We start from the raw sequence: 17,338 nt of genomic DNA on the forward strand, positions 1-17,338 counted from the left end.
GGCACAGTCGGCGTGTGCTGTGCAGCGTACTTCTTTTGAGTTGATCCTGGCTGGCAGGAACTACCTGCGGCGAATAATAAAGTGGTGAATCCCTGCCTCATCGGTGCGCTGCTCGACCAGCGCATTGCCAGTTTGTTTGGCAAAGGCGCTGAAGTCTTGCAGTGAGCCACTGTCAGTGGCAGTGACCAGCAAGAGTTGGCCGCTTTCCAGTGTGGCCAGCGCCCGCTTGGCCCGCAGGATCGGCTGTGGACAGCGCAGGCCTTGGGCATTGACTTCCAGGGCGATCTCCATCAGTGCTTTCCTTCCAGCGTGTTGCTGCTCAATGGTGCTGGCGTATGTGTCAGCGGTGCGGTCGACTCTGGCGGGCGACCATTCGGATAGCGCTCAATCACCTCGGGTTCATGGCCTTGGCTGCGCAGCCATTTTTGCAGTGCGCGGCCAGTGCCAGAAGTCCACACGGTGGCCTTAGCAGGCTCGACCAGTTTGTATTCTGACAGCTCTGGCGAGAGGCGAATGTCGCCAGTGGCCACTACATGGTAGGCAATCAGCACCTGGTTCATGCGCAGAAACTCCGACACGTCGATCAGGCGGCACGAGTGCACATCGAGGTTGATTTCTTCCTTGACTTCGCGCGCAATGCCGTCTTCAGGCGACTCGCCCGCTTCCATGAAGCCGGTGATCAGGCCAAAGAAGCGGTCTTTCCACAGCGCGTTGCGCGCGAGTACCAGCAGGCCGTTGTATTCGACCACAGCCGCCAGCACCGGCGTAGGGTTGTTCCAGTGGGTCCAGTTGCAGGCAGGGCAGCGCAGGCGCTCAACCATGCCGCTGTCTTCTTGCGATGCGGTCCAGGCCAGTGGCGAGCCGCAATGGGTGCAAAATCGAACTTCGTAAGCCATCGTATTCTTGGTCTTTCGGGTCTTGGTCACGCCAGGCGTGGGAGCTGTTTAAGCTGGAAACACACCGGTTGAGAGGTAGCGGTCGCCACGGTCGCAGACCACAAACACAATCGTGGCGTTTTCCACTTGGGCATTGATCTGGGTTGCGACCCACAAAGCGCCAGCGGCTGAAATACCACCAAAAATACCTTCTTCGCGTGCCAGGCGGCGGCACATCTCCTCGGCATCGTCCTGGGTGACGGAAATCTGGGTGTCTATCCTGCTGGGATCATAAATCTTTGGCAGATAAGCTTCAGGCCACTTGCGAATACCCGGAATGCGCGAGCCCTCGGCCGGTTGCGCGCCAATGATTTGAATGGCAGGGTTTTTTTCTTTCAGGAAGCGCGACACGCCAGTGATCGTGCCGGTTGTGCCCATCGCGCTGACAAAGTGGGTGATCTGGCCGCCTGTTTGCTCCCACAGCTCAGGGCCAGTGGTTTCGTAGTGGGTGCGCGGGTTGTCCGGGTTGGCAAACTGGTCGAGGATGACGCCCTGGCCTTGCTGCATCATGGTGTTGGCCAAATCGCGCGCCGCTTCCATGCCGCCGCTCTTGGGTGTGAGAATCAGCTCTGCGCCAAACGCCTTCATGGTTTGGGCGCGCTCAATCGACAAGTCCTCAGGCATGATCAGAATCATCCGGTAGCCTTTGATTGCAGCGGCCATTGCCAGCGCGATACCGGTATTGCCCGAGGTCGGCTCAATCAAGGTGTCACCTGGTTTGATCTCGCCACGCGCTTGCGCGCGCTCAATCATGGACAAGGCCGGGCGGTCCTTGACCGAACCAGCTGGGTTATTGCCTTCGAGTTTGGCCAAAATCGTATTGCCTCGTTGGCTGCTGGTGGCACTGTCAATGCGTTGCAAGGCAACGAGCGGCGTATTGCCTATGGTATTTTCAATGGTTTTGTATTTCATGCCATAAATATGCCATATAATGCGTGCTTCGACGCCTGCCGGAGTGGTGAAATTGGTAGACGCAGGGGACTCAAAATCCCCCGGGGTAAAACCCGTGCCGGTTCGATTCCGGCCTCCGGCACCATCTCAATCACAGTGTGAGTAAGGATGGTTAGCGGCAGGTAGTTCGAAACACAACAAAGTGCATGGATGCCACCAACAAGCGGTGGCATTTTTGATGCGAACTTTGACTCCTTGCCGGAGTGGTGAAATTGGTAGACGCAGGGGACTCAAAATCCCCCGGGGTAAAACCCGTGCCGGTTCGATTCCGGCCTCCGGCACCATCTTTTCAGATGGTTCAAAAGCAGGTCTTGCAAAGATCAGTAGCACATCAAAGCCACCTTTTGGGTGGCTTTTTGCGTTTGAGCACTTGGAGCCTGTTCAAAGTCTCCACGCAGACCGCGTTGGAGCCCAAAAGGCAAGGCACAAAAAGCGCATTACTGCGTTGAAGCCTCCTAAAGCGCCTTGAGGCGTTGCCCGTTTTGCCCATGCTCGGCAACAGCAGGCACCGGGATGTTCTTGGCACAAAGCCCCAGGGCAGGGCGTCTGCATCTGGGGCTTGTTTGCGCGTTTAACCGCTGCGGTGTGCCTGGTGTCTTACCGCTCTGCGGTGGGGGACGCAGCTGTTGCCATTACAAGCATTAAAAACTGTAGCGCACGCCGAGTGTGATTTCGTTGCTGACCAGTTTGGCTCGCATTTGCTCGTCCTGCAGGCCGCGCACGTTGGTGAAATTGTTGGCGCCACTCTTGGCTTTGCCCATGTCGACGTAGCGGTAGCCCAGGTCAATATGGACTTTTTGGACGGGTGAATATGTCACGCCAAAGCCAAGTGAATAAGCCAGATTGTTTTCGGTGCCACTGAAAAATTGGCGGCCTTCATTGCCTTGCCAACCACTCGACTGCAGGCGCGCCATACCCAGGCCGGCCATGCCGTACAAAGAAAATTGCGTATTCAGTGGGAGGTCTTTGTAGCCGTTGAGCATCAGGCGCTGTGAACGGATTTTGTGGTGGTTGAAGCTGGTTGGAAAGTTGGTCGAGCCGCTGGTGAATTCGTTGCTCTTTGGCAGTGTGTACTCTGCTTCTACGCGCCAATTCGAGGGTAGCAGGTAGCCCAGCGCCACGGAGCCGCTGGTGGCCTTGTTGCTGTTGTCGCCCGGCACAAACTGGCCAAGGCCGGGGCGGGCGCTGGAGTCCATGTCGCGTGCTTTGAACTCTGAAGGGTTGATTCGCAGCGCGCCGTACCAGCCATCATCGGCAAAAGCGCTGCCAGATGCAGCCAGGATCAAAAAGGGGATCAGGTGTTGGATTTTCATGGTGGATTGTCTATGCGTCGATTGCAGCAGGTGCCTTGCAGGGCATGTGCACAACTATAAAAAAACACCATGGGCATGCCAATGCGGCGCGCTACGTTCGTGCCTGCGTATAACTACGTAGTCGTTGTATCGGTTGTGTCGACCAATTTCGCATAGCGTCGAATGAGCTGGGCCAGTGAGTCGGTTGCCAATTTGACCAATAGGTTGGCGCGGTGCGTCTCTACGGTACGTGGCGAGAGGGCCAAGGCGCGGCCAATTTCTTTGTTTGTGAGGCCTTCGACGATCAGGCCCAGTACTTCCCGCTCGCGGTTGGAGAGCTGTGCGAAGCGCTCCTTGGCTTGCTGGTCTGCCTGGTGGCGCTCGCGCGAGCGTACATGTTGGCGCACGGCGCTTTGCAGCGCTTCTATGAGTTGCTCGTCGTGTACCGGCTTTTCGAGAAACTCCACCGCGCCTGCTTTAAAGGCGCGGCGGCACATCTCTATCGTGCCATGGCCTGTGAGCATGACCACGGGCTGTGTGACATGTTCGCTCACCAGCGTGTCCAGCACGGCCAAGCCACTGATGCCAGGCATGCGCACGTCAAGCACAATAGCGCCCACACTATGGCGGTCGAATTCGGCCAAAAAAGTTTGCGGATTGTCCCAGGTTTGCACCCGTAAGCCAACGGTGCTCAGCAGTAGTGCCAGGCTGTCGCGTACGGCGGCATCGTCATCGACCAGGTGAATAAGGGGCGAGAGGGAAGAGGGCATAGCGTATTCATTGCGTATCGGCGACCGCAAGCAGCAAATGGAATTCAGTGCCTGTCGCCCGAGTGGGTGGGAGGGGTGATGAGGCCGGTCGTGGAGGGGCCAGCGTGAGTTCGCCTCCCATGGCCTGCGCCAGACTCTGCGACAGCGACAAACCCAAGCCAAGCCCCCCCGCCCGTGTGGTGTAGAACGGTGTAAAGAGCTGCGCACGTGCTTCTGGGGCCACGCCGGGGCCGGTATCTCGCACGCTGAGCAGCACTTGTGTGCCGTGTAAGCGCAGACTCAGTTGCAGGCGGCGCTGGTCTTGCTCCGTTTGCTCCATGGCCTGTATAGCGTTCATCACCAGGTTGTAGATGATTTGCTGCAAGGCCACTGGCTCGGCGCGAACCGCTGGCAGGTGGCCTGGTGTTTCGACTTGCACGGCAATGCGGCAGCGGCGTATTTCAGGCTCTAGCAAATGCAGCGCGTCATGCACAGCGTCGGCCAGTACCAAGGGCTGTGCTTGCCCGGACAGCTCAGGCCTTTCCACGACACGACGCAAGCGGCCGACGACCTCGCTGGCGCGGCGCGCCTGATTGACGGCTTGGCCCATTGCATGGCGCGCGGTGGTGAGATCGGGCTCTTGCTCATCCAATAAACGTTGCGCCGCCTGGGTGTTGGCTAGCATGGCTGTGAGGGGTTGGTTGAGTTCGTGCGCCAAGCCCGCTGCCAGCTCGCCTAGCTGGTTGAGCCGGGCGACTTGGCCTAAGTGCAGCAACTCCTCGGCGCGGCGAGCGGCAACGCGCTGGCGTAGCAGTGCATGGAGTGCAGCCAAGACTGCCGCACTGAAGCTGGCCCAGGCCAGCATTGAAATCCACGGTAATTCTTGCCAGCCGACGTCGCGCTCTAATACGACATCAAAAGCTTGGCTTTGTGATGCCAGTTCTTTGCGAAATGCGTATTGCCTGCCGCGCTCAAGACGCTGTCCAGCTTGCACGATGAAGGCCTGGCCTTGGTACTCCAGCCGCACGCGCACAGGGCTTATGCTGGCATCCATTGGCCATTCGCTCCATGGGATGGAGGTTTGCAAATCCAATCGCAAGCCGTGGTCGTTGTGCTGGCCTCGGCTGTGGTCTGCCAGTGCCAGCCACACTTTGCCTGCAGGCATATCTGCCAGTGCGAGCTCTGCATGGTGGCTATCGCGTGAGCGCTCTAAGGCGCTGTCCAGTGCCTGGCGCAAAGCCTCCGGCCAACTGGTGGGCCATTGGCCTTCAGGCGGGCGGCGCACCACGGCTTCTATTTCGGGGTAGGTGGACCTCAGATGCGGCAGCGCCATGCTGGCCTGGTCGCTGGTGTTTGGCTTGTCTGCAGCGGGGTACAGCAGGGGCAGCATGGCCATCACGGCATCGTGCTGGGCCGCGCGCTGGCTGAGCAAGCGGTGTACGATGCGTGCATCTGTCGCAAACGCATTCTCCAGCGCGACCAAGCGCGCATGCGCCAGCCAGGCGACGCCCAGACCAGCGACCAAGGCCCACAGCAGCAACCAAGTCCAAAAACCGCGCCAGTTCGAGATCGTCATGGCGAGAATTTTGCCATGTCCGCACGAGAAGGCTATGGGAGCCTTGTAATTGACGCTGCGGTTCGGGTAAAACCGCATGCTTGCAGGCCGCAAGCCTTGGATGCGGGCTTCTACAATTGACTGATGGCTGTGGTCTCTCATCACGGCGTAGCACACCATAACCAGGAGATGAGCGCATGCTTTTGAATGAAGACCAGCTGATGATTCGCGATGCCGTTCGCGCTTTTGTGCAAGACGCCATCGTCCCGCATGCTGCGCAATGGGATCGTACACACCATTTTCCGCGCGAGGTGCACCAAGGTTTGGCGGCTTTGGGGGCGTATGGCATTTGTGTGCCAGAGGAGTACGGCGGCGCAGGTTTGAATTACATGAGTTTGGCGCTGGTGCTGGAAGAAATTGCCGCAGGCGATGGTGGCACCAGCACGGCCATCAGTGTGACCAATTGCCCGGTCAATGCGATTTTGATGCGCTATGGCAATGACAGCCAAAAGCGCCAATGGCTTGAGCCGTTGGCTCAGGGGCAGATGCTGGGCGCGTTTTGCCTGACCGAGCCGCATGTGGGCTCCGACGCATCGGCACTGCGCACTACGGCGCGCAAGCAAGGCGGCGATTATGTGCTCAACGGCGTCAAGCAATTCATCACCAGCGGCAAAAATGGCCAGGTGGCGATTGTGATTGCCGTGACCGATGCGCAAGCCGGTAAGAAAGGCATGAGTGCCTTTATCGTGCCTACCGACAATCCGGGCTACCAAGTGGAGCGTTTGGAAGAGAAGCTGGGCCAGCATTCCAGTGATACCGCGCAAATCCGCCTGGACAATTGCCGTATTCCTGCCGAGAATTTGATTGGCCAGGAAGGCGAGGGCTACAAAATTGCGCTGTCTTCGCTAGAAGGCGGGCGCATTGGCATCGCTTCGCAAAGCGTGGGCATGGCGCGTGCCGCATTTGAGGCGGCTGTGCAATACGCGAAGGAGCGTGAGAGCTTTGGCACTGCCATCATCAACCACCAGGCCGTCGGCTTTCGCTTGGCCGAATGCGATATGCAGATTGAGGCGGCACGCCAGCTGATCTGGCATGCCGCCAGCCTGCGCGATGCCGGCCAGCCCTGCTTGCGCGAGGCGGCAATGGCCAAATTATTTGCCAGCGAAATGGCCGAGCGGGTATGCAGCGCAGCGATCCAGACTCTGGGCGGCTATGGCTATGTGAATGATTTTCCTGTCGAGCGCATTTACCGCGATGTGCGCGTGTGCCAGATTTATGAGGGCACCAGCGATGTGCAGAAGATTCTGATTCAGCGCGCGCTGGGTTGAGCGGCTGCAGCTGGCGTGTACAAGCTGCCAGGGCTGCAGGGCGACTTGCTCGCCTGCGCGCCTTGGAATATGTGATTTACTGGTAAAGCCATCCGCCTTGGCTGATCGACTTGATGGCTGCGTTGCTGGCGCCTGCGCCAAATGATGCGCCTAAGCGCTTGGCAATCGAGTCGGCCAGGCCACGTTTATAGGTGTAGTCGACCAAGGTGTCTGCGCCCACGACATCGCGTGCGACGCTGTAGAGCGAGCCGATGTGGTCGGCCAGGCCCAGTTCAATCGATTCTTCGCCAGTCCAGACCCAGCCAGAGAAGGTGTTGGGCGTTTCTTTTAGCCTGTCACCGCGGCCAGCACGCACCACTTCAATGAATTGTTGGTGGATTTGGTAGAGCATCACGCGTGCGTGCTCCACATCGGCCGGATTCTCGGGGCTGAACGGGTCCAAAAAGCCTTTGTGCTCGCCCGCTGCGATCAGGCGGCGTTGCACACCCAGCTTGTCCATCGTGCCGGTAAAACCAAAGCCATTCATCAGCACGCCAATGCTGCCTACCATGCTGGCTTTGTCGACATAAATTTCATCGGCCGCCACGGCGATGTAGTAGGCCGCCGAAGCACCCAGTTCACCAATGGCGGCATAGACTGGTTTTTTGTGCTTGTCTTTGAGGCGGACGATCTCGTCGTGAATAATGCCAGCCTGCACGGGGCTGCCGCCGGGTGAATTGATATGGAGCACCACCGCCTTGGCGTTGGGGGCTTCAAATGCTTCTTTGAGTGAGCGCAGCACATGCTGCGCACTGGCTTCGCTGTCATCCGAGATCGCGCCTTTGATGTTGACAACGGCGGTATGGCTGCGAGGCTCAATGGCGCTGAGCGTATTGCTGCGCATCACGCTCCAGGTGATAAAGCCGATATAGCCAAAAAACAAAATGGTGAAAAACAGCTTCCAGCGCCGGGCACGGCGTTGCTCTTTGAGGCTGGCAAAGGCCAGCTTTTCTAAGACCGAGCGCTCCCAATCGCCCTCGGGCTTGCCTTTGCGTTTTTTGGCCGCCAGCTGCGCTTCGCGCGATGCCAAAGGGCTTTGTTCTTGGCGTGTGCCGCCAGGTCGTGTCGTCCACACGTCTTCGGCCGAGGGGCTGGCTGCGGCGTCTTTGCGTTCATTGGCGCCAGATGAATTGGGCTCCTCTTGGTACGGGCTCATGCGTTTTCTCTCCATCCATTCAATTGTCAGTGCATCAGTGCATCAGTGCCTGCGCCAAGGCCAGACAGCGGCAGCGGCAGCGGCCATTATGACGGCGCTATGGACTCTGGCATAGCGTGGTGAGGCAGTTTGTGCAGGGTCGACGCAGATTTCACACACCCAGGCGGTGGTGCATCAGCGCTGGTGCTGTGCGCGGCTTGGCTGGCATTGCTCCAACCAAGCTGCCAGCTCTGGCACGGTGTGGGCGGTGAACAGCGGGCCGTAGGCCTGCTGCCCTTGCGCGGCATGCGCGCCGTAAGTGACGGCCACGCTGGCGCAGCCAGCATTGAGGGCCATTTGCAAATCATGGCTGGTGTCGCCAATCATCAGCAGGCGCTCGGGGCGAACATCCCAGATCTGCATCAGCTCTTGCAGCATCAAAGGGCTGGGCTTGCCGGCGGTTTCGTCGGCTGTGCGTGAATCATCAAACAGGCCATGCAAGTCATGGCTGGCCAGTACCTCATTCAGGCCTCGGCGGCTTTTGCCGGTTGCCACTGCCAGCAAAAAACCTTTGGCCTTGAGTTGTTTGAGCATCTCCAGCGCGCCATCAAACAACACGATGTCGTCTTGGTGCTGCAGATAGTGGTAGCGGTAGCGCCGACCCAGCTCTGGGTATTGCTCGGGCGGCACATCGGGGGCCGCTTTGGCCAGCGCCGCGTGCAATTCCATGCCAATCACCCAGCGCGCCTGCTCTTCTGATGGCGGTGTGCCGCCGACATCGGCCACGGCCGCCTGGATGCTGCGGGCGATGATGGCTGTTGAGTCAAACAGCGTGCCATCCCAGTCAAAGGCCAGCATGTCATAGCCGTGTGGCTGCGAGGCGGTAGGTGTCATGGTCAAGGGGGGTGTGGTTTGCGTGGGGTAAATGGGGGGCAGGGCGCGCAGCGCCTAGGCGCTGCGCGCGGATGAATTTGGAAAGCCGGCTCAATACGCTGGCTCATCCCCCATTGCCAGGTTTTCAAAGCGGGTCTGGTTTTTCTGGAAGTACAGGTGCACGGTGCCTGTCGGGCCGTTACGCTGTTTGCCAATGATGATCTCGGCCTGGTTTGGAGCCTTGCTGGCCTCTTTGAGGTAGTAGTCATCGCGGTAGATGAACATGATCACGTCGGCATCTTGCTCAATGGCGCCCGATTCGCGCAAGTCACTCATCATCGGGCGCTTGTCGGTACGCTGCTCGACCGAGCGGTTGAGCTGCGACAGGGCAATCACTGGGCATTGCAATTCTTTGGCCAGCATTTTCAGGCCCCGTGAAATCTCGCCCAACTCTGTGGCGCGGTTGTCTTCGGAGGAGTTGCCCGAGCCGCTCATCAGCTGCAAGTAATCGACCACAATCAGGCCCAGCTGGCCGTATTGGCGGGCCAGGCGACGGGCGTTGGCGCGCAGCTCGGTGGGGGTCAGGCCTGGGGTTTCGTCGATGTGCAAGGACACGGTGCGCAGGCGCTCGACGGCTTCGGTCAGGCGTGGCCACTCGTCGTCGTTGAGCTTGCCGGTACGCAGGCGGCCTTGGTTGATACGGCCAATCGAGCCGACGATACGCACCGCCAGCTGGGCCGCGCCCATTTCCATCGAGAAGATCGCGACAGGCAGGCTTTCATTGAGCGCAACGTGCTCGGCAATGTTGATCGCAAAGGCGGTTTTACCCATCGAAGGGCGCGCAGCCAGCACAATCAAGTCGCCTTTTTGCAGGCCGGAGGTCATGCGATCGAGGTCTGAAAAACCAGTTGGCACGCCCGTGATGTCGCTGGTGGTCTGGGCCATTTCCTCGACCTGGTCGAGCAGGTTCACCACCAGGCTTTCCATGGACTGAAAGCCTTGCTTCATGCGCGAGCTTTCCTCGGCAATGCCAAAAATCTTGGCCTCGGCTTCATCCAAAATGCCGCTGACTTCGCGCCCACGCGGGCTGAAGGCGTTCGAGGCAATTTCGTCGCTGGCAGCAATCAGCTTGCGCAAGATGCCGCGCTCGCGGATGATCTCGGCGTAGCGGCGGATGTTGGCTGCACTGGGCACATATTGCGCCAGCATGTTCAGGTAAGGAATGCCGCCAATCTCTTCGGCTTTGCCAATACCGCGCAAGTGCTCAAACACGGTCACTACGTCAGCGGGGCGGTCGTTTTCCAGCAGTGCAGCAATTGCAGCAAAAATTTCCTGGTGTTCAGCGCGGTAAAAGTCCGATTTTTTCAGCAGGTCCGAGACGCGCTCCCACACCTGGTTGTCCAGTAGCAAGCCGCCCAAGACACTTTGCTCGGACTCCACAGACTGGGGGGGCAGACGCAAGTCGGCCACTTGTGGGTCGTGTTTGATTTCCTGACCCCGCGAACCCGCAATCTGAATCACATCTACGCTCATGGTTTTTCTTTCCTTCACTTCACGATTTTATTGGTCAGCTGGCATGGGCGGCTGTTGATAGCCTGGCGCGTTTACGCAGCTGCCAAAACGCCTATCTTACGCGGCGCAGCGCGGCGTGGCAATGCATGGCAAACCTGGTGGACATGCTGTGGATAAGCTCTGCATAAGCACTGTACAAGTGCTGCATAAGTACTCGGGTGGCCCATGGCTGAGCCGATAAAAAAACCGCCTGTGAGGCGGTTTTTTTTTGAACTGGTTGGCCGTGCCAGCCGGCGATGCACTTCTGGGAAGTTGTGCAGCAGACTCGGTGGCAGCCCCCAGAGAATTTAGGCTGTTTCGCCGTAGACAGCCACAGTGATTTCTGTGTTCACGTCGGTGTGCAAGGCCACGATCACCGTGCTGTCGCCAACGACCTTGATAGGGCCGTTTGGCAATTGCACTTGCGATTTGTGCACGTTAAAGCCTTGTTTAACCAGCTCAGCAGCGATGTCGCCATTGGTCACGGAGCCAAACAAACGGCCATCCACGCCGGCTTTTTGGCTCAAACGCAGGGTTTGGCCGTTGAGCTTCTCGCCCACAGCTTGTGCTTGGGCCAGCTTTTCTGCGGCAGCTTTTTCCAGCTCGGCACGGCGTGCTTCGAACTCGGCTTTGGCAGCAGCAGTGGCGCGGCGTGCACGACCTGTAGGAATCAGGAAGTTACGCGCATAACCGTCTTTGACAGTAACGATTTCACCCAGGTTGCCCAGGTTGACAACTTTGTCCAAAAGAATGATTTGCATGGTGTCGTTCCCTATCAGATTTTGTGCTGGTCGGTGTACGGCACCAAAGCCAAGAAGCGTGCACGCTTGATAGCCGTATTCAGTTGGCGCTGGTAAATAGCGCGAGTGCCTGTCAAGCGAGCAGGGATGATTTTGCCGTTTTCGGCGATGAAGTCGCGCAGAGTATCGACGTCTTTGTAGTCAATCTCTTCTACGCCGGCCACTGTGAAGCGGCAGAAACGCTTGCGGCGAAACAGCAGGTTTTGGTTGTTGCGCTTTGGGCGACGGTCTTTATTGAAACGTTTTGGTCCGGCCATGATTGGCTCCTGATGAAATCGTGAATGCAAAAATGAGGGCTGTGGGCTAGCGCGGCAAACGGTGCGGGCAGCCAGGCAACAGAGGCCTCAAGACAAAGTGATCAGTCCTTTTGGGCTGCTTGTTCAGCGGCTTGGGCAGTTTTGCGTGCTTCTTCACGCTCAACTGTCTTCATCATCGAAGATGGACCTGTATCAGCTTTTTTCTTTTGCACTGTCAATTGACGCAGCACTGCATCGTTGAAGCGGAACGCGTGGTCGAGTTCGTCCATCACGGCTTGGCTGGCTTCAATGTTCAGGCACAGGTAGTGCGCTTTGACCAGCTTGTTGATTGGGTAAGCCAGTTGACGGCGGCCCCAGTCTTCTTCACGGTGGATTTTGCCGCCGCCTTCGACGATCATGCCTTTGTAACGCTCCAGCATTGCTGGGACTTGTTCGCTTTGATCGGGGTGGATCAGCAAAATGATTTCGTAGTGACGCATCGTTGAACTCCCTTATGGAATGAACTGCCACCCGCAGCGTCAAACAGCGAAAAGTGGCAAGGAAACCGCGCATTATATCTGCATACCCTCCCCTTGTCTAATTATTTGGCATGGGGATGGTGTTTGGGGCAGCGCTTGCAGGCTGGGATGGGCTGCTAGATGGCGAGGCTTGTGCGCTGCTTGCTGCCAACCCACAAAGTGCGTGCCAGCAGCAGCTGGCGGCCCAATGAATTGATGGGCACTCTATACAGGGCGCGTATTAATGGCTATACTTTGCGCCGTCATGCCAATGCTGCACCTTTTTACTGCCCACACCAACGCTGCTCACGAAGCCAGTGCCAGTGTGGTCGCGTGCGCCTGCATGTGCACCACCATCACAACTAAGACGATTAAGGGCTAAACAGCTCCGGATCGTCCTGCCCGCAAAAATACCGGCCAGACGAGCCGGAGCAGGAAAAGTCTTTTTTTTCTGCAATTCATTTTTGTAAAGGCATTCCCATCATGGCAAAACTCACAGGACTGGTCGGCTGGCGCGGCATGGTCGGCTCGGTATTGATCGACCGTATGCAGGCCGAAGGCGACTTCGACGTCATTGAGCCGGTGTTTTTCTCGACCTCCAACGCTGGCGGCAAAGCCCCAGCCCAGGCCAAGAACGAAACCACACTGCAAGACGCCTACAACATCGAAGCGCTGAAAAAGTGCGAGATCATCATCACCGCCCAGGGCGGCGATTACACCAAAGCTGTCTACCCCCAACTGCGTGCCGCTGGCTGGACTGGCCACTGGATTGATGCGGCTTCATCGCTGCGCATGGACAAAGACTCGGTGATCATCCTCGATCCGGTCAATATGCCAGTGATCAAAAATGCGCTGGCCAATGGTGGCAACACCTGGGTTGGCGGCAACTGCACCGTCAGCTGCATGCTGATGGGCGTGGGCGCTTTGTACAAAGCCGGTCTGGTCGAGTGGATGAGCACCCAGACCTACCAAGCCGCATCGGGCGGTGGCGCGCAGCACATGCGTGAGCTGCTGACCCAGTTTGGCACGTTGAACAGCGAAGTTGCCGGCTTGTTGCAAGACCCGAAAAGCGCAATTTTGGAAATCGACCGCCTGATTGTTGCCAAGCAACGCGCGTTGACTGCCGAAGAAACCGCCAACTTCCTGGTGCCGCTGGGTGGTTCGTTGATTCCTTGGATCGATTCCGATCTGGGCAATGGCGTCAGCCGTGAAGAGTGGAAAGGCATGGCTGAAACCAACAAGATTCTGGGCCAGGGCGACGGTTTTGGCTCGGCAGCCATTCCGGTGGATGGCTATTGCGTGCGTATTGGCGCAATGCGCAGCCACAGCCAGGCTTTGACGTTCAAGTTGAAGAAAAACGTGCCGCTGGACGAGATCGAAGGCATGATTGCTGCCGACAACCAGTGGGTCAAAGTGGTGCCTAACACCAAGGAAGCCACTATCCGTGATCTGACCCCTGTGTCCACCACTGGCACGTTGACTATCCCGGTGGGTCGTATCCGCAAACTGGCCATGGGTGACGACTACCTGGGCGCATTCACGATTGGCGACCAATTGCTGTGGGGCGCTGCCGAGCCACTGCGCCGCATGCTGCGTATTCTGGTCGACTAAAGGCGCAGAGCATCAGCGCGCCCGAAGGCCGCTGATGGCAGAAAAAAAACCACTGGACCTTTGCGGGGCCAGTGGTTTTTTTCTATGTCTATATTGAGGGCTTACTGCGCTTGGGCATTACGGCCAGCGGTTTTGTTGGCCAGTGCCGTCCAGCCTTTGGTGGCCACAGGCACGAAAGCCAGTGCCATTGCCAAAACGCTGACCACAGTCACGTAATGGGCTGCGGCCATGCGGTCATGCTGCAGCCACATCTGGGTCAGCACTGGGGTCAGGCCGCCAAAAATGGCATAGGCGACGTTGTAGGAGAAGGACAGGCCTGAGAAGCGAATCACCGGTGGGAAAGCACGCACGCCGACAATCGGCATCGTCGCAATCGCGCCAACGAAAAAGCCCATCACGCCGTAGTTCAGCATCAGTTGACCATCACTGATGCCTGGCAGGCTGCTGAAGAAGTGGTAGGTGCTCAGTGCCAAACCGCCCCAACTGACAAGCAAGGCTTTGCCAGTGCCAAAGCGATCGGAGAACCAGCCAAACACTGCACAACCAATCACCAGCAGCAAAGTGGCGATGCAGTTGGCCTGCATCGCCGTGGTGGCAGGAATCTTGTAGGCTTTTTGCAGTACCACCGGGGTCATCAAAATCAGCACGACTACTGCAGTCGACAACGACCAGGTCATGGCCGCGGTCACCAGGCTGGCAGCGCGGTGCTCGCGCAGCACGGTTTTGACCGGCAATTCCTTGGCGACAGCGCGGGTAGCTTCCAGCTCTTTGAAGACTGGTGTCTCCGACAGGAAGCGGCGCAAATACACCGACAACAGGCCAAACACACCGCCCAAAATAAACGGGATGCGCCAGGCCCAGGCGTGGATTTCGTCGGTGGAGAATTGGTGGTTGATCGCAATGGCCACCAGCGAGCCCAGCAAAATGCCGCCGCAAATGCCCGAGGTCAGCACACCAATACCAAAGCCAAAGTTTTTGGCAGGCACGTGCTCGGCTACAAACACCCAGGCGCCTGGCATTTCGCCGCCAATGGCTGCGCCTTGCAGCACCCGCATCGCCAGCAGCAGCAGTGGTGCGGCAATGCCAATGCTTTCATAGGTCGGCAGCAGGCCAATGATCAGCGTAGGTGCGGACATCAGAAAAATCGACAGTGAGAACATGCGCTTGCGCCCGAGCTTGTCGCCAAAGTGCGCAATCACAATGCCGCCGACCGGGCGGGCCAGATAACCGGCGGCAAAAATGCCCAGGGTTTGCAGCTGCACCATCCAGTCGGGCATGCTGGGTGGGAAAAACAGATGGCCCAGGGCCACCGAGAAAAACACAAACACGACGAAGTCGTAAAACTCCAGCGTGCCGCCCAAGGCGGAGAGTGAGAGGGTTTTGTATTCTTCACGTCCCAAGGAACGTGGCGCGGCAGCTGTGGCTGTCGATGGGGGATTGCTCATGGTGAGTCCTTGCAAATTGGCATCAAGCGGTGGTATGCATGACAGCTCCAGGAGGGAGTGCGAAGGCGTTGACTCTGGTCTTGCCAATGGCGACACCAAAACGGCTCGGGTTGAGCGGAGCGCATGGGGCGTTGCAGCAGAGCGGGTGCAAACGGCAAGATGGCTGCCGGGGTGCAGGCGGGCTCCAAAGCGCTGGGTGTGTCATGGCAAAGGCGGTTGTGAGCGTCTATCGAAACAGGGAGCTTGGTCATCAGTGCCAAAAAAAAAGCCCGCAAGCAGATGGCTTGCGGGCTTTTTTGGAAGATCAACGAATCAGCTGACGGGCTGTCTCTCAACAGCGGGAACGCGATTGGCACCTACCAAGCCCGAAAGCCGGTAGGGTGTTAATCGAAATCAGGAGAGTGCTGGTCTTCATGGCTCAGCGATTATAGGGTAAATACTGAATGCGTGTGCCAAGGCGCTTTGCAGGCAGTCGTGCGATGGTGATGCACAGCCATCCCATCAGCCCAGAAAACGCGGCAAAAACAGCGAGATAACAGGAAACGCAATCAACACACCAAGGCGGACCAAATCAGCTACTACGAATGGCATCACTCCGCGGTACATGGTGCGCATCGGCACCTCGGGCAATAGGCTGCGCAGCACAATCACATTCATACCAAAGGGCGGGGTGATAAAGCTGATTTCGGTGACCACGACGACAATGATGCCAAACCAGATCAGATCAAAACCCAAGTATTGCACCAGCGGATAAAAGATTGGCACCGTTAGCAAGATCATCGACATGCTCTCGAGCACCATGCCCAAAATGATATAGAGCACGCAAATGGCCAGGATGACTGCAAATGGATTGAGTTCCCAGCGCATCACCAGATTCTTCAGGTCATCGGGCAGTGAGGTGAAGTTGATGAAGTTGGCAAACAACATCGCGCCAATCAAAATCATGAACAGCATGCCTGTGGTGCGCACCGATTCGACCAACACCTCGGACAGGCCGCGCCAGTTCAAAGTGCCGCGCAGCAATGCAAACAGCATGCCGCCTACTGCGCCAATGCCTGCGGCTTCGGTGGAGGTGAAGACGCCGCCGTAAATGCCGCCCATCACCACGCCAAACAGCAACAATATGCCCCAGACTTGTTTGAGGGCATGCAGACGCGCACCCCAGCCCAGGCGCTCACCGGCCGATGGGCCAGCTTCTGGGCGGCGCCATGTGACCCATTTGGCCGCTAGCAAGTACAAGGCTACCGCCAGGATGCCTGGCAGCAGGCCCGCAGCAAACATCTTGCCAATGCTCTGCTCGGTCAGGATGCAGTACACCACCATCACAATTGATGGCGGCAGCAAAATACCTAAAGTGCCGCCGGCCGCAATGGAGCCACTGGCCAACCCCGGATCGTAGCCAAAGCGGCGCATTTCCGGGTAGGCGACTTTGGACATGGTCGCAGCGGTGGCCAAGCTGGAGCCGCAGACTGCGCTAAAGCCGCCGCAGGCCACAATCGTCGACATGGCCAAACCACCGCGCTTGTGGCCTAAAAAGGCGTGGGCTGCGCCATAGAGGTCCTTGGAGAGTTTGGCTTGCGTGATGAAATTGCCCATCAGAATAAACAGCGGGAGTACCGACAAGGTGTACTGGAAACCACTTTCGTAGACCATTGAGCCGGCCATCGCATAGGCTGCATCCCAGTTGCGAATCAAGGCCATACCACCCAGGCCGACAGCGGCCATTGCAAAGGCCACCGGCACCTGCAGCATGATCAGTAGCAGCATCACGGCAAAACCAATCAGTGCTTCAGTCATGCTCGAACTCCTTGGCGCACGGTGGCGATGCATTGGGCCAGGTGGTAGAGCGTGGTCAGGCTCAGCATCACAGCCATGAAGTAAGCCGCTGGCGCAATGGGCATCAGTAGCACGGCCGTGCGGTCACCAAAGTCGGCGATCTCGGCGGCTTTGCTCCAGCTGACAGCAGCCAGCAAGCCCATGATGGCCAGCGAGATAACATCGCCCAGCAGGCGCTGGGCAAAGCGCAGGCGGCCATTGAGCGCCATCGCGATCAAATCGACCGTCACATGCGCGCGCGCAGCCGAAGACAGGCAGATGCCTGAGAAAATCACGGCCACCATCAGCAACTCGGTCAGCTCGACTGCGCCTTTGACTGGGTAGCTCAGCAGGTAACGACCCACCACATCCAGCAGCGTCAGCAGCATCATTGCAAACATCGCCACCTCGGCAATGCGGCGCACTATCCAGGCCAGCTTGTTTAAAAAAGCGTCCATCTGTTGATTCCTTGTAGGGCCCAGGCAGCCCCATCAGCAGGCCAGCG

The 17,338-nt window shown here is 58.0% G+C and carries 17 protein-coding genes and 2 tRNA genes; 4 read left to right on the forward strand and 15 right to left on the reverse strand.

Annotation, left to right across the window (positions count from 1 at the left end; all coding sequences use genetic code 11):
* Positions 1 to 60 precede the first annotated feature (60 nt).
* The 3 genes from E8K88_RS06455 to cysM are packed head-to-tail and all read right to left on the reverse strand — an operon-like array spanning position 61 to position 1,847.
* Positions 61 to 291: a sulfurtransferase TusA family protein gene (locus E8K88_RS06455; protein WP_136405826.1), complete on the reverse strand. Its 231-nt coding sequence runs from the start codon at positions 289 to 291 to the stop codon at positions 61 to 63.
* Positions 291 to 896: an NUDIX domain-containing protein gene (locus E8K88_RS06460; RefSeq protein ID WP_136405872.1), complete on the reverse strand. Its 606-nt coding sequence runs from the start codon at positions 894 to 896 to the stop codon at positions 291 to 293. Before E8K88_RS06460 ends, E8K88_RS06455 begins: the two co-directional genes overlap by 1 nt.
* A gap of 48 nt (positions 897 to 944) precedes the next feature.
* On the reverse strand, positions 945 to 1,847 hold the full coding sequence (gene cysM / locus E8K88_RS06465; RefSeq protein WP_136405827.1) for a cysteine synthase CysM: 903 nt from the start codon (positions 1,845 to 1,847) through the stop codon (positions 945 to 947).
* Between the two features lie 37 nt (positions 1,848 to 1,884).
* Between cysM and E8K88_RS06470 the strand changes: the two genes are divergently transcribed.
* Both E8K88_RS06470 and E8K88_RS06475 read left to right on the forward strand, forming a co-directional pair.
* Positions 1,885 to 1,971, forward strand: a tRNA-Leu gene (locus E8K88_RS06470).
* Positions 1,972 to 2,083: 112 nt separating this feature from the next.
* A tRNA-Leu gene (locus E8K88_RS06475) sits at positions 2,084 to 2,170 on the forward strand.
* A gap of 357 nt (positions 2,171 to 2,527) precedes the next feature.
* On the opposite strand, the gene E8K88_RS06480 is transcribed toward E8K88_RS06475, so the two are convergent.
* The 3 genes from E8K88_RS06480 to E8K88_RS06490 all read right to left on the reverse strand — a co-directional run bounded on the left by E8K88_RS06480 (position 2,528) and on the right by E8K88_RS06490 (position 5,503).
* Complete coding sequence (locus E8K88_RS06480) at positions 2,528 to 3,199, reverse strand: outer membrane protein (protein ID WP_136405828.1); 672 nt, start codon at positions 3,197 to 3,199, stop codon at positions 2,528 to 2,530.
* 113 nt (positions 3,200 to 3,312) lie between these two features.
* On the reverse strand, positions 3,313 to 3,948 hold the full coding sequence (locus E8K88_RS06485; RefSeq protein WP_136405829.1) for a response regulator transcription factor: 636 nt from the start codon (positions 3,946 to 3,948) through the stop codon (positions 3,313 to 3,315).
* Positions 3,949 to 3,955: 7 nt separating this feature from the next.
* Positions 3,956 to 5,503, reverse strand: coding sequence for a sensor histidine kinase (locus E8K88_RS06490; RefSeq protein WP_136405830.1), 1,548 nt, complete (start codon positions 5,501 to 5,503; stop codon positions 3,956 to 3,958).
* A gap of 176 nt (positions 5,504 to 5,679) precedes the next feature.
* On the opposite strand from E8K88_RS06490, the gene E8K88_RS06495 reads away from it, so the two are divergent.
* Positions 5,680 to 6,810, forward strand: a complete 1,131-nt coding sequence (locus tag E8K88_RS06495) for an acyl-CoA dehydrogenase family protein (RefSeq protein WP_136405831.1) — start codon at positions 5,680 to 5,682, stop codon at positions 6,808 to 6,810.
* Between the two features lie 76 nt (positions 6,811 to 6,886).
* Here the strand turns inward: E8K88_RS06495 and E8K88_RS06500 are convergent, their stop codons facing one another.
* The 6 genes from E8K88_RS06500 to rpsF all read right to left on the reverse strand — a co-directional run bounded on the left by E8K88_RS06500 (position 6,887) and on the right by rpsF (position 11,944).
* Positions 6,887 to 8,005 (reverse strand): S49 family peptidase, encoded by a 1,119-nt coding sequence (locus E8K88_RS06500; RefSeq protein WP_136405832.1) that lies wholly within the window; start codon positions 8,003 to 8,005, stop codon positions 6,887 to 6,889.
* A gap of 174 nt (positions 8,006 to 8,179) precedes the next feature.
* A complete protein-coding gene (locus tag E8K88_RS06505) occupies positions 8,180 to 8,878 on the reverse strand; it encodes an HAD family hydrolase (RefSeq protein WP_136405873.1) in 699 nt (232 codons plus the stop codon).
* A 90-nt stretch (positions 8,879 to 8,968) separates the two neighbouring features.
* The gene (gene dnaB, locus E8K88_RS06510; RefSeq protein WP_136405833.1) at positions 8,969 to 10,390 is read right to left on the reverse strand and encodes a replicative DNA helicase; all 1,422 of its coding nucleotides are present in this window, start codon (positions 10,388 to 10,390) and stop codon (positions 8,969 to 8,971) included.
* 326 nt (positions 10,391 to 10,716) lie between these two features.
* Positions 10,717 to 11,169: a 50S ribosomal protein L9 gene (gene rplI / locus E8K88_RS06515; protein ID WP_136405834.1), complete on the reverse strand. Its 453-nt coding sequence runs from the start codon at positions 11,167 to 11,169 to the stop codon at positions 10,717 to 10,719.
* Positions 11,170 to 11,183: 14 nt separating this feature from the next.
* On the reverse strand, positions 11,184 to 11,465 hold the full coding sequence (rpsR, locus tag E8K88_RS06520; RefSeq protein WP_136405835.1) for a 30S ribosomal protein S18: 282 nt from the start codon (positions 11,463 to 11,465) through the stop codon (positions 11,184 to 11,186).
* A 101-nt stretch (positions 11,466 to 11,566) separates the two neighbouring features.
* Entirely contained in the window at positions 11,567 to 11,944 is a 378-nt protein-coding gene (gene rpsF, locus E8K88_RS06525) for a 30S ribosomal protein S6 (RefSeq protein ID WP_136405836.1), read from the reverse strand.
* Positions 11,945 to 12,445: 501 nt separating this feature from the next.
* On the opposite strand from rpsF, the gene asd reads away from it, so the two are divergent.
* Positions 12,446 to 13,573: an aspartate-semialdehyde dehydrogenase gene (gene asd / locus E8K88_RS06530; RefSeq protein ID WP_136405837.1), complete on the forward strand. Its 1,128-nt coding sequence runs from the start codon at positions 12,446 to 12,448 to the stop codon at positions 13,571 to 13,573.
* Between the two features lie 101 nt (positions 13,574 to 13,674).
* Here asd and E8K88_RS06535 read toward each other — a convergent pair whose 3' ends face one another.
* The 3 genes from E8K88_RS06535 to E8K88_RS06545 form a co-directional block, all read right to left on the reverse strand.
* A complete protein-coding gene (locus tag E8K88_RS06535; RefSeq protein ID WP_136405838.1) occupies positions 13,675 to 15,018 on the reverse strand; it encodes an MFS transporter in 1,344 nt (447 codons plus the stop codon).
* Between the two features lie 501 nt (positions 15,019 to 15,519).
* Complete coding sequence (locus tag E8K88_RS06540) at positions 15,520 to 16,815, reverse strand: TRAP transporter large permease (protein WP_136405839.1); 1,296 nt, start codon at positions 16,813 to 16,815, stop codon at positions 15,520 to 15,522.
* Positions 16,812 to 17,291 (reverse strand): TRAP transporter small permease, encoded by a 480-nt coding sequence (locus E8K88_RS06545; RefSeq protein ID WP_136405840.1) that lies wholly within the window; start codon positions 17,289 to 17,291, stop codon positions 16,812 to 16,814. Before E8K88_RS06545 ends, E8K88_RS06540 begins: the two co-directional genes overlap by 4 nt.
* Positions 17,292 to 17,338 lie beyond the last annotated feature (47 nt).

Source organism: Lampropedia aestuarii (assembly GCF_004803635.1).
Classification (GTDB): Bacteria; Pseudomonadota; Gammaproteobacteria; order Burkholderiales; family Burkholderiaceae_C; genus Lampropedia; species Lampropedia aestuarii.

Bases quoted from the DNA above. Each gene is read 5' to 3' on its own strand.
- dnaB (WP_136405833.1), bottom strand. From the start codon at position 10,390: ATGAGCGTAGATGTGATTCAGATTGCGGGTTCGCGGGGTCAGGAAATC.
- E8K88_RS06455 (WP_136405826.1), bottom strand. From the start codon at position 291: ATGGAGATCGCCCTGGAAGTCAATGCCCAAGGCCTGCGCTGTCCACAG.
- E8K88_RS06505 (WP_136405873.1), bottom strand. From the start codon at position 8,878: ATGACACCTACCGCCTCGCAGCCACACGGCTATGACATGCTGGCCTTT.
- rpsF (WP_136405836.1), bottom strand. From the start codon at position 11,944: ATGCGTCACTACGAAATCATTTTGCTGATCCACCCCGATCAAAGCGAA.
- E8K88_RS06485 (WP_136405829.1), bottom strand. From the start codon at position 3,948: ATGCCCTCTTCCCTCTCGCCCCTTATTCACCTGGTCGATGACGATGCC.
- E8K88_RS06500 (WP_136405832.1), bottom strand. From the start codon at position 8,005: ATGAGCCCGTACCAAGAGGAGCCCAATTCATCTGGCGCCAATGAACGC.
- rpsR (WP_136405835.1), bottom strand. From the start codon at position 11,465: ATGGCCGGACCAAAACGTTTCAATAAAGACCGTCGCCCAAAGCGCAAC.
- E8K88_RS06490 (WP_136405830.1), bottom strand. From the start codon at position 5,503: ATGACGATCTCGAACTGGCGCGGTTTTTGGACTTGGTTGCTGCTGTGG.
- E8K88_RS06460 (WP_136405872.1), bottom strand. From the start codon at position 896: ATGGCTTACGAAGTTCGATTTTGCACCCATTGCGGCTCGCCACTGGCC.
- rplI (WP_136405834.1), bottom strand. From the start codon at position 11,169: ATGCAAATCATTCTTTTGGACAAAGTTGTCAACCTGGGCAACCTGGGT.
- asd (WP_136405837.1), top strand. From the start codon at position 12,446: ATGGCAAAACTCACAGGACTGGTCGGCTGGCGCGGCATGGTCGGCTCG.
- E8K88_RS06545 (WP_136405840.1), bottom strand. From the start codon at position 17,291: ATGGACGCTTTTTTAAACAAGCTGGCCTGGATAGTGCGCCGCATTGCC.
- E8K88_RS06535 (WP_136405838.1), bottom strand. From the start codon at position 15,018: ATGAGCAATCCCCCATCGACAGCCACAGCTGCCGCGCCACGTTCCTTG.
- E8K88_RS06540 (WP_136405839.1), bottom strand. From the start codon at position 16,815: ATGACTGAAGCACTGATTGGTTTTGCCGTGATGCTGCTACTGATCATG.
- E8K88_RS06495 (WP_136405831.1), top strand. From the start codon at position 5,680: ATGCTTTTGAATGAAGACCAGCTGATGATTCGCGATGCCGTTCGCGCT.
- cysM (WP_136405827.1), bottom strand. From the start codon at position 1,847: ATGAAATACAAAACCATTGAAAATACCATAGGCAATACGCCGCTCGTT.
- E8K88_RS06480 (WP_136405828.1), bottom strand. From the start codon at position 3,199: ATGAAAATCCAACACCTGATCCCCTTTTTGATCCTGGCTGCATCTGGC.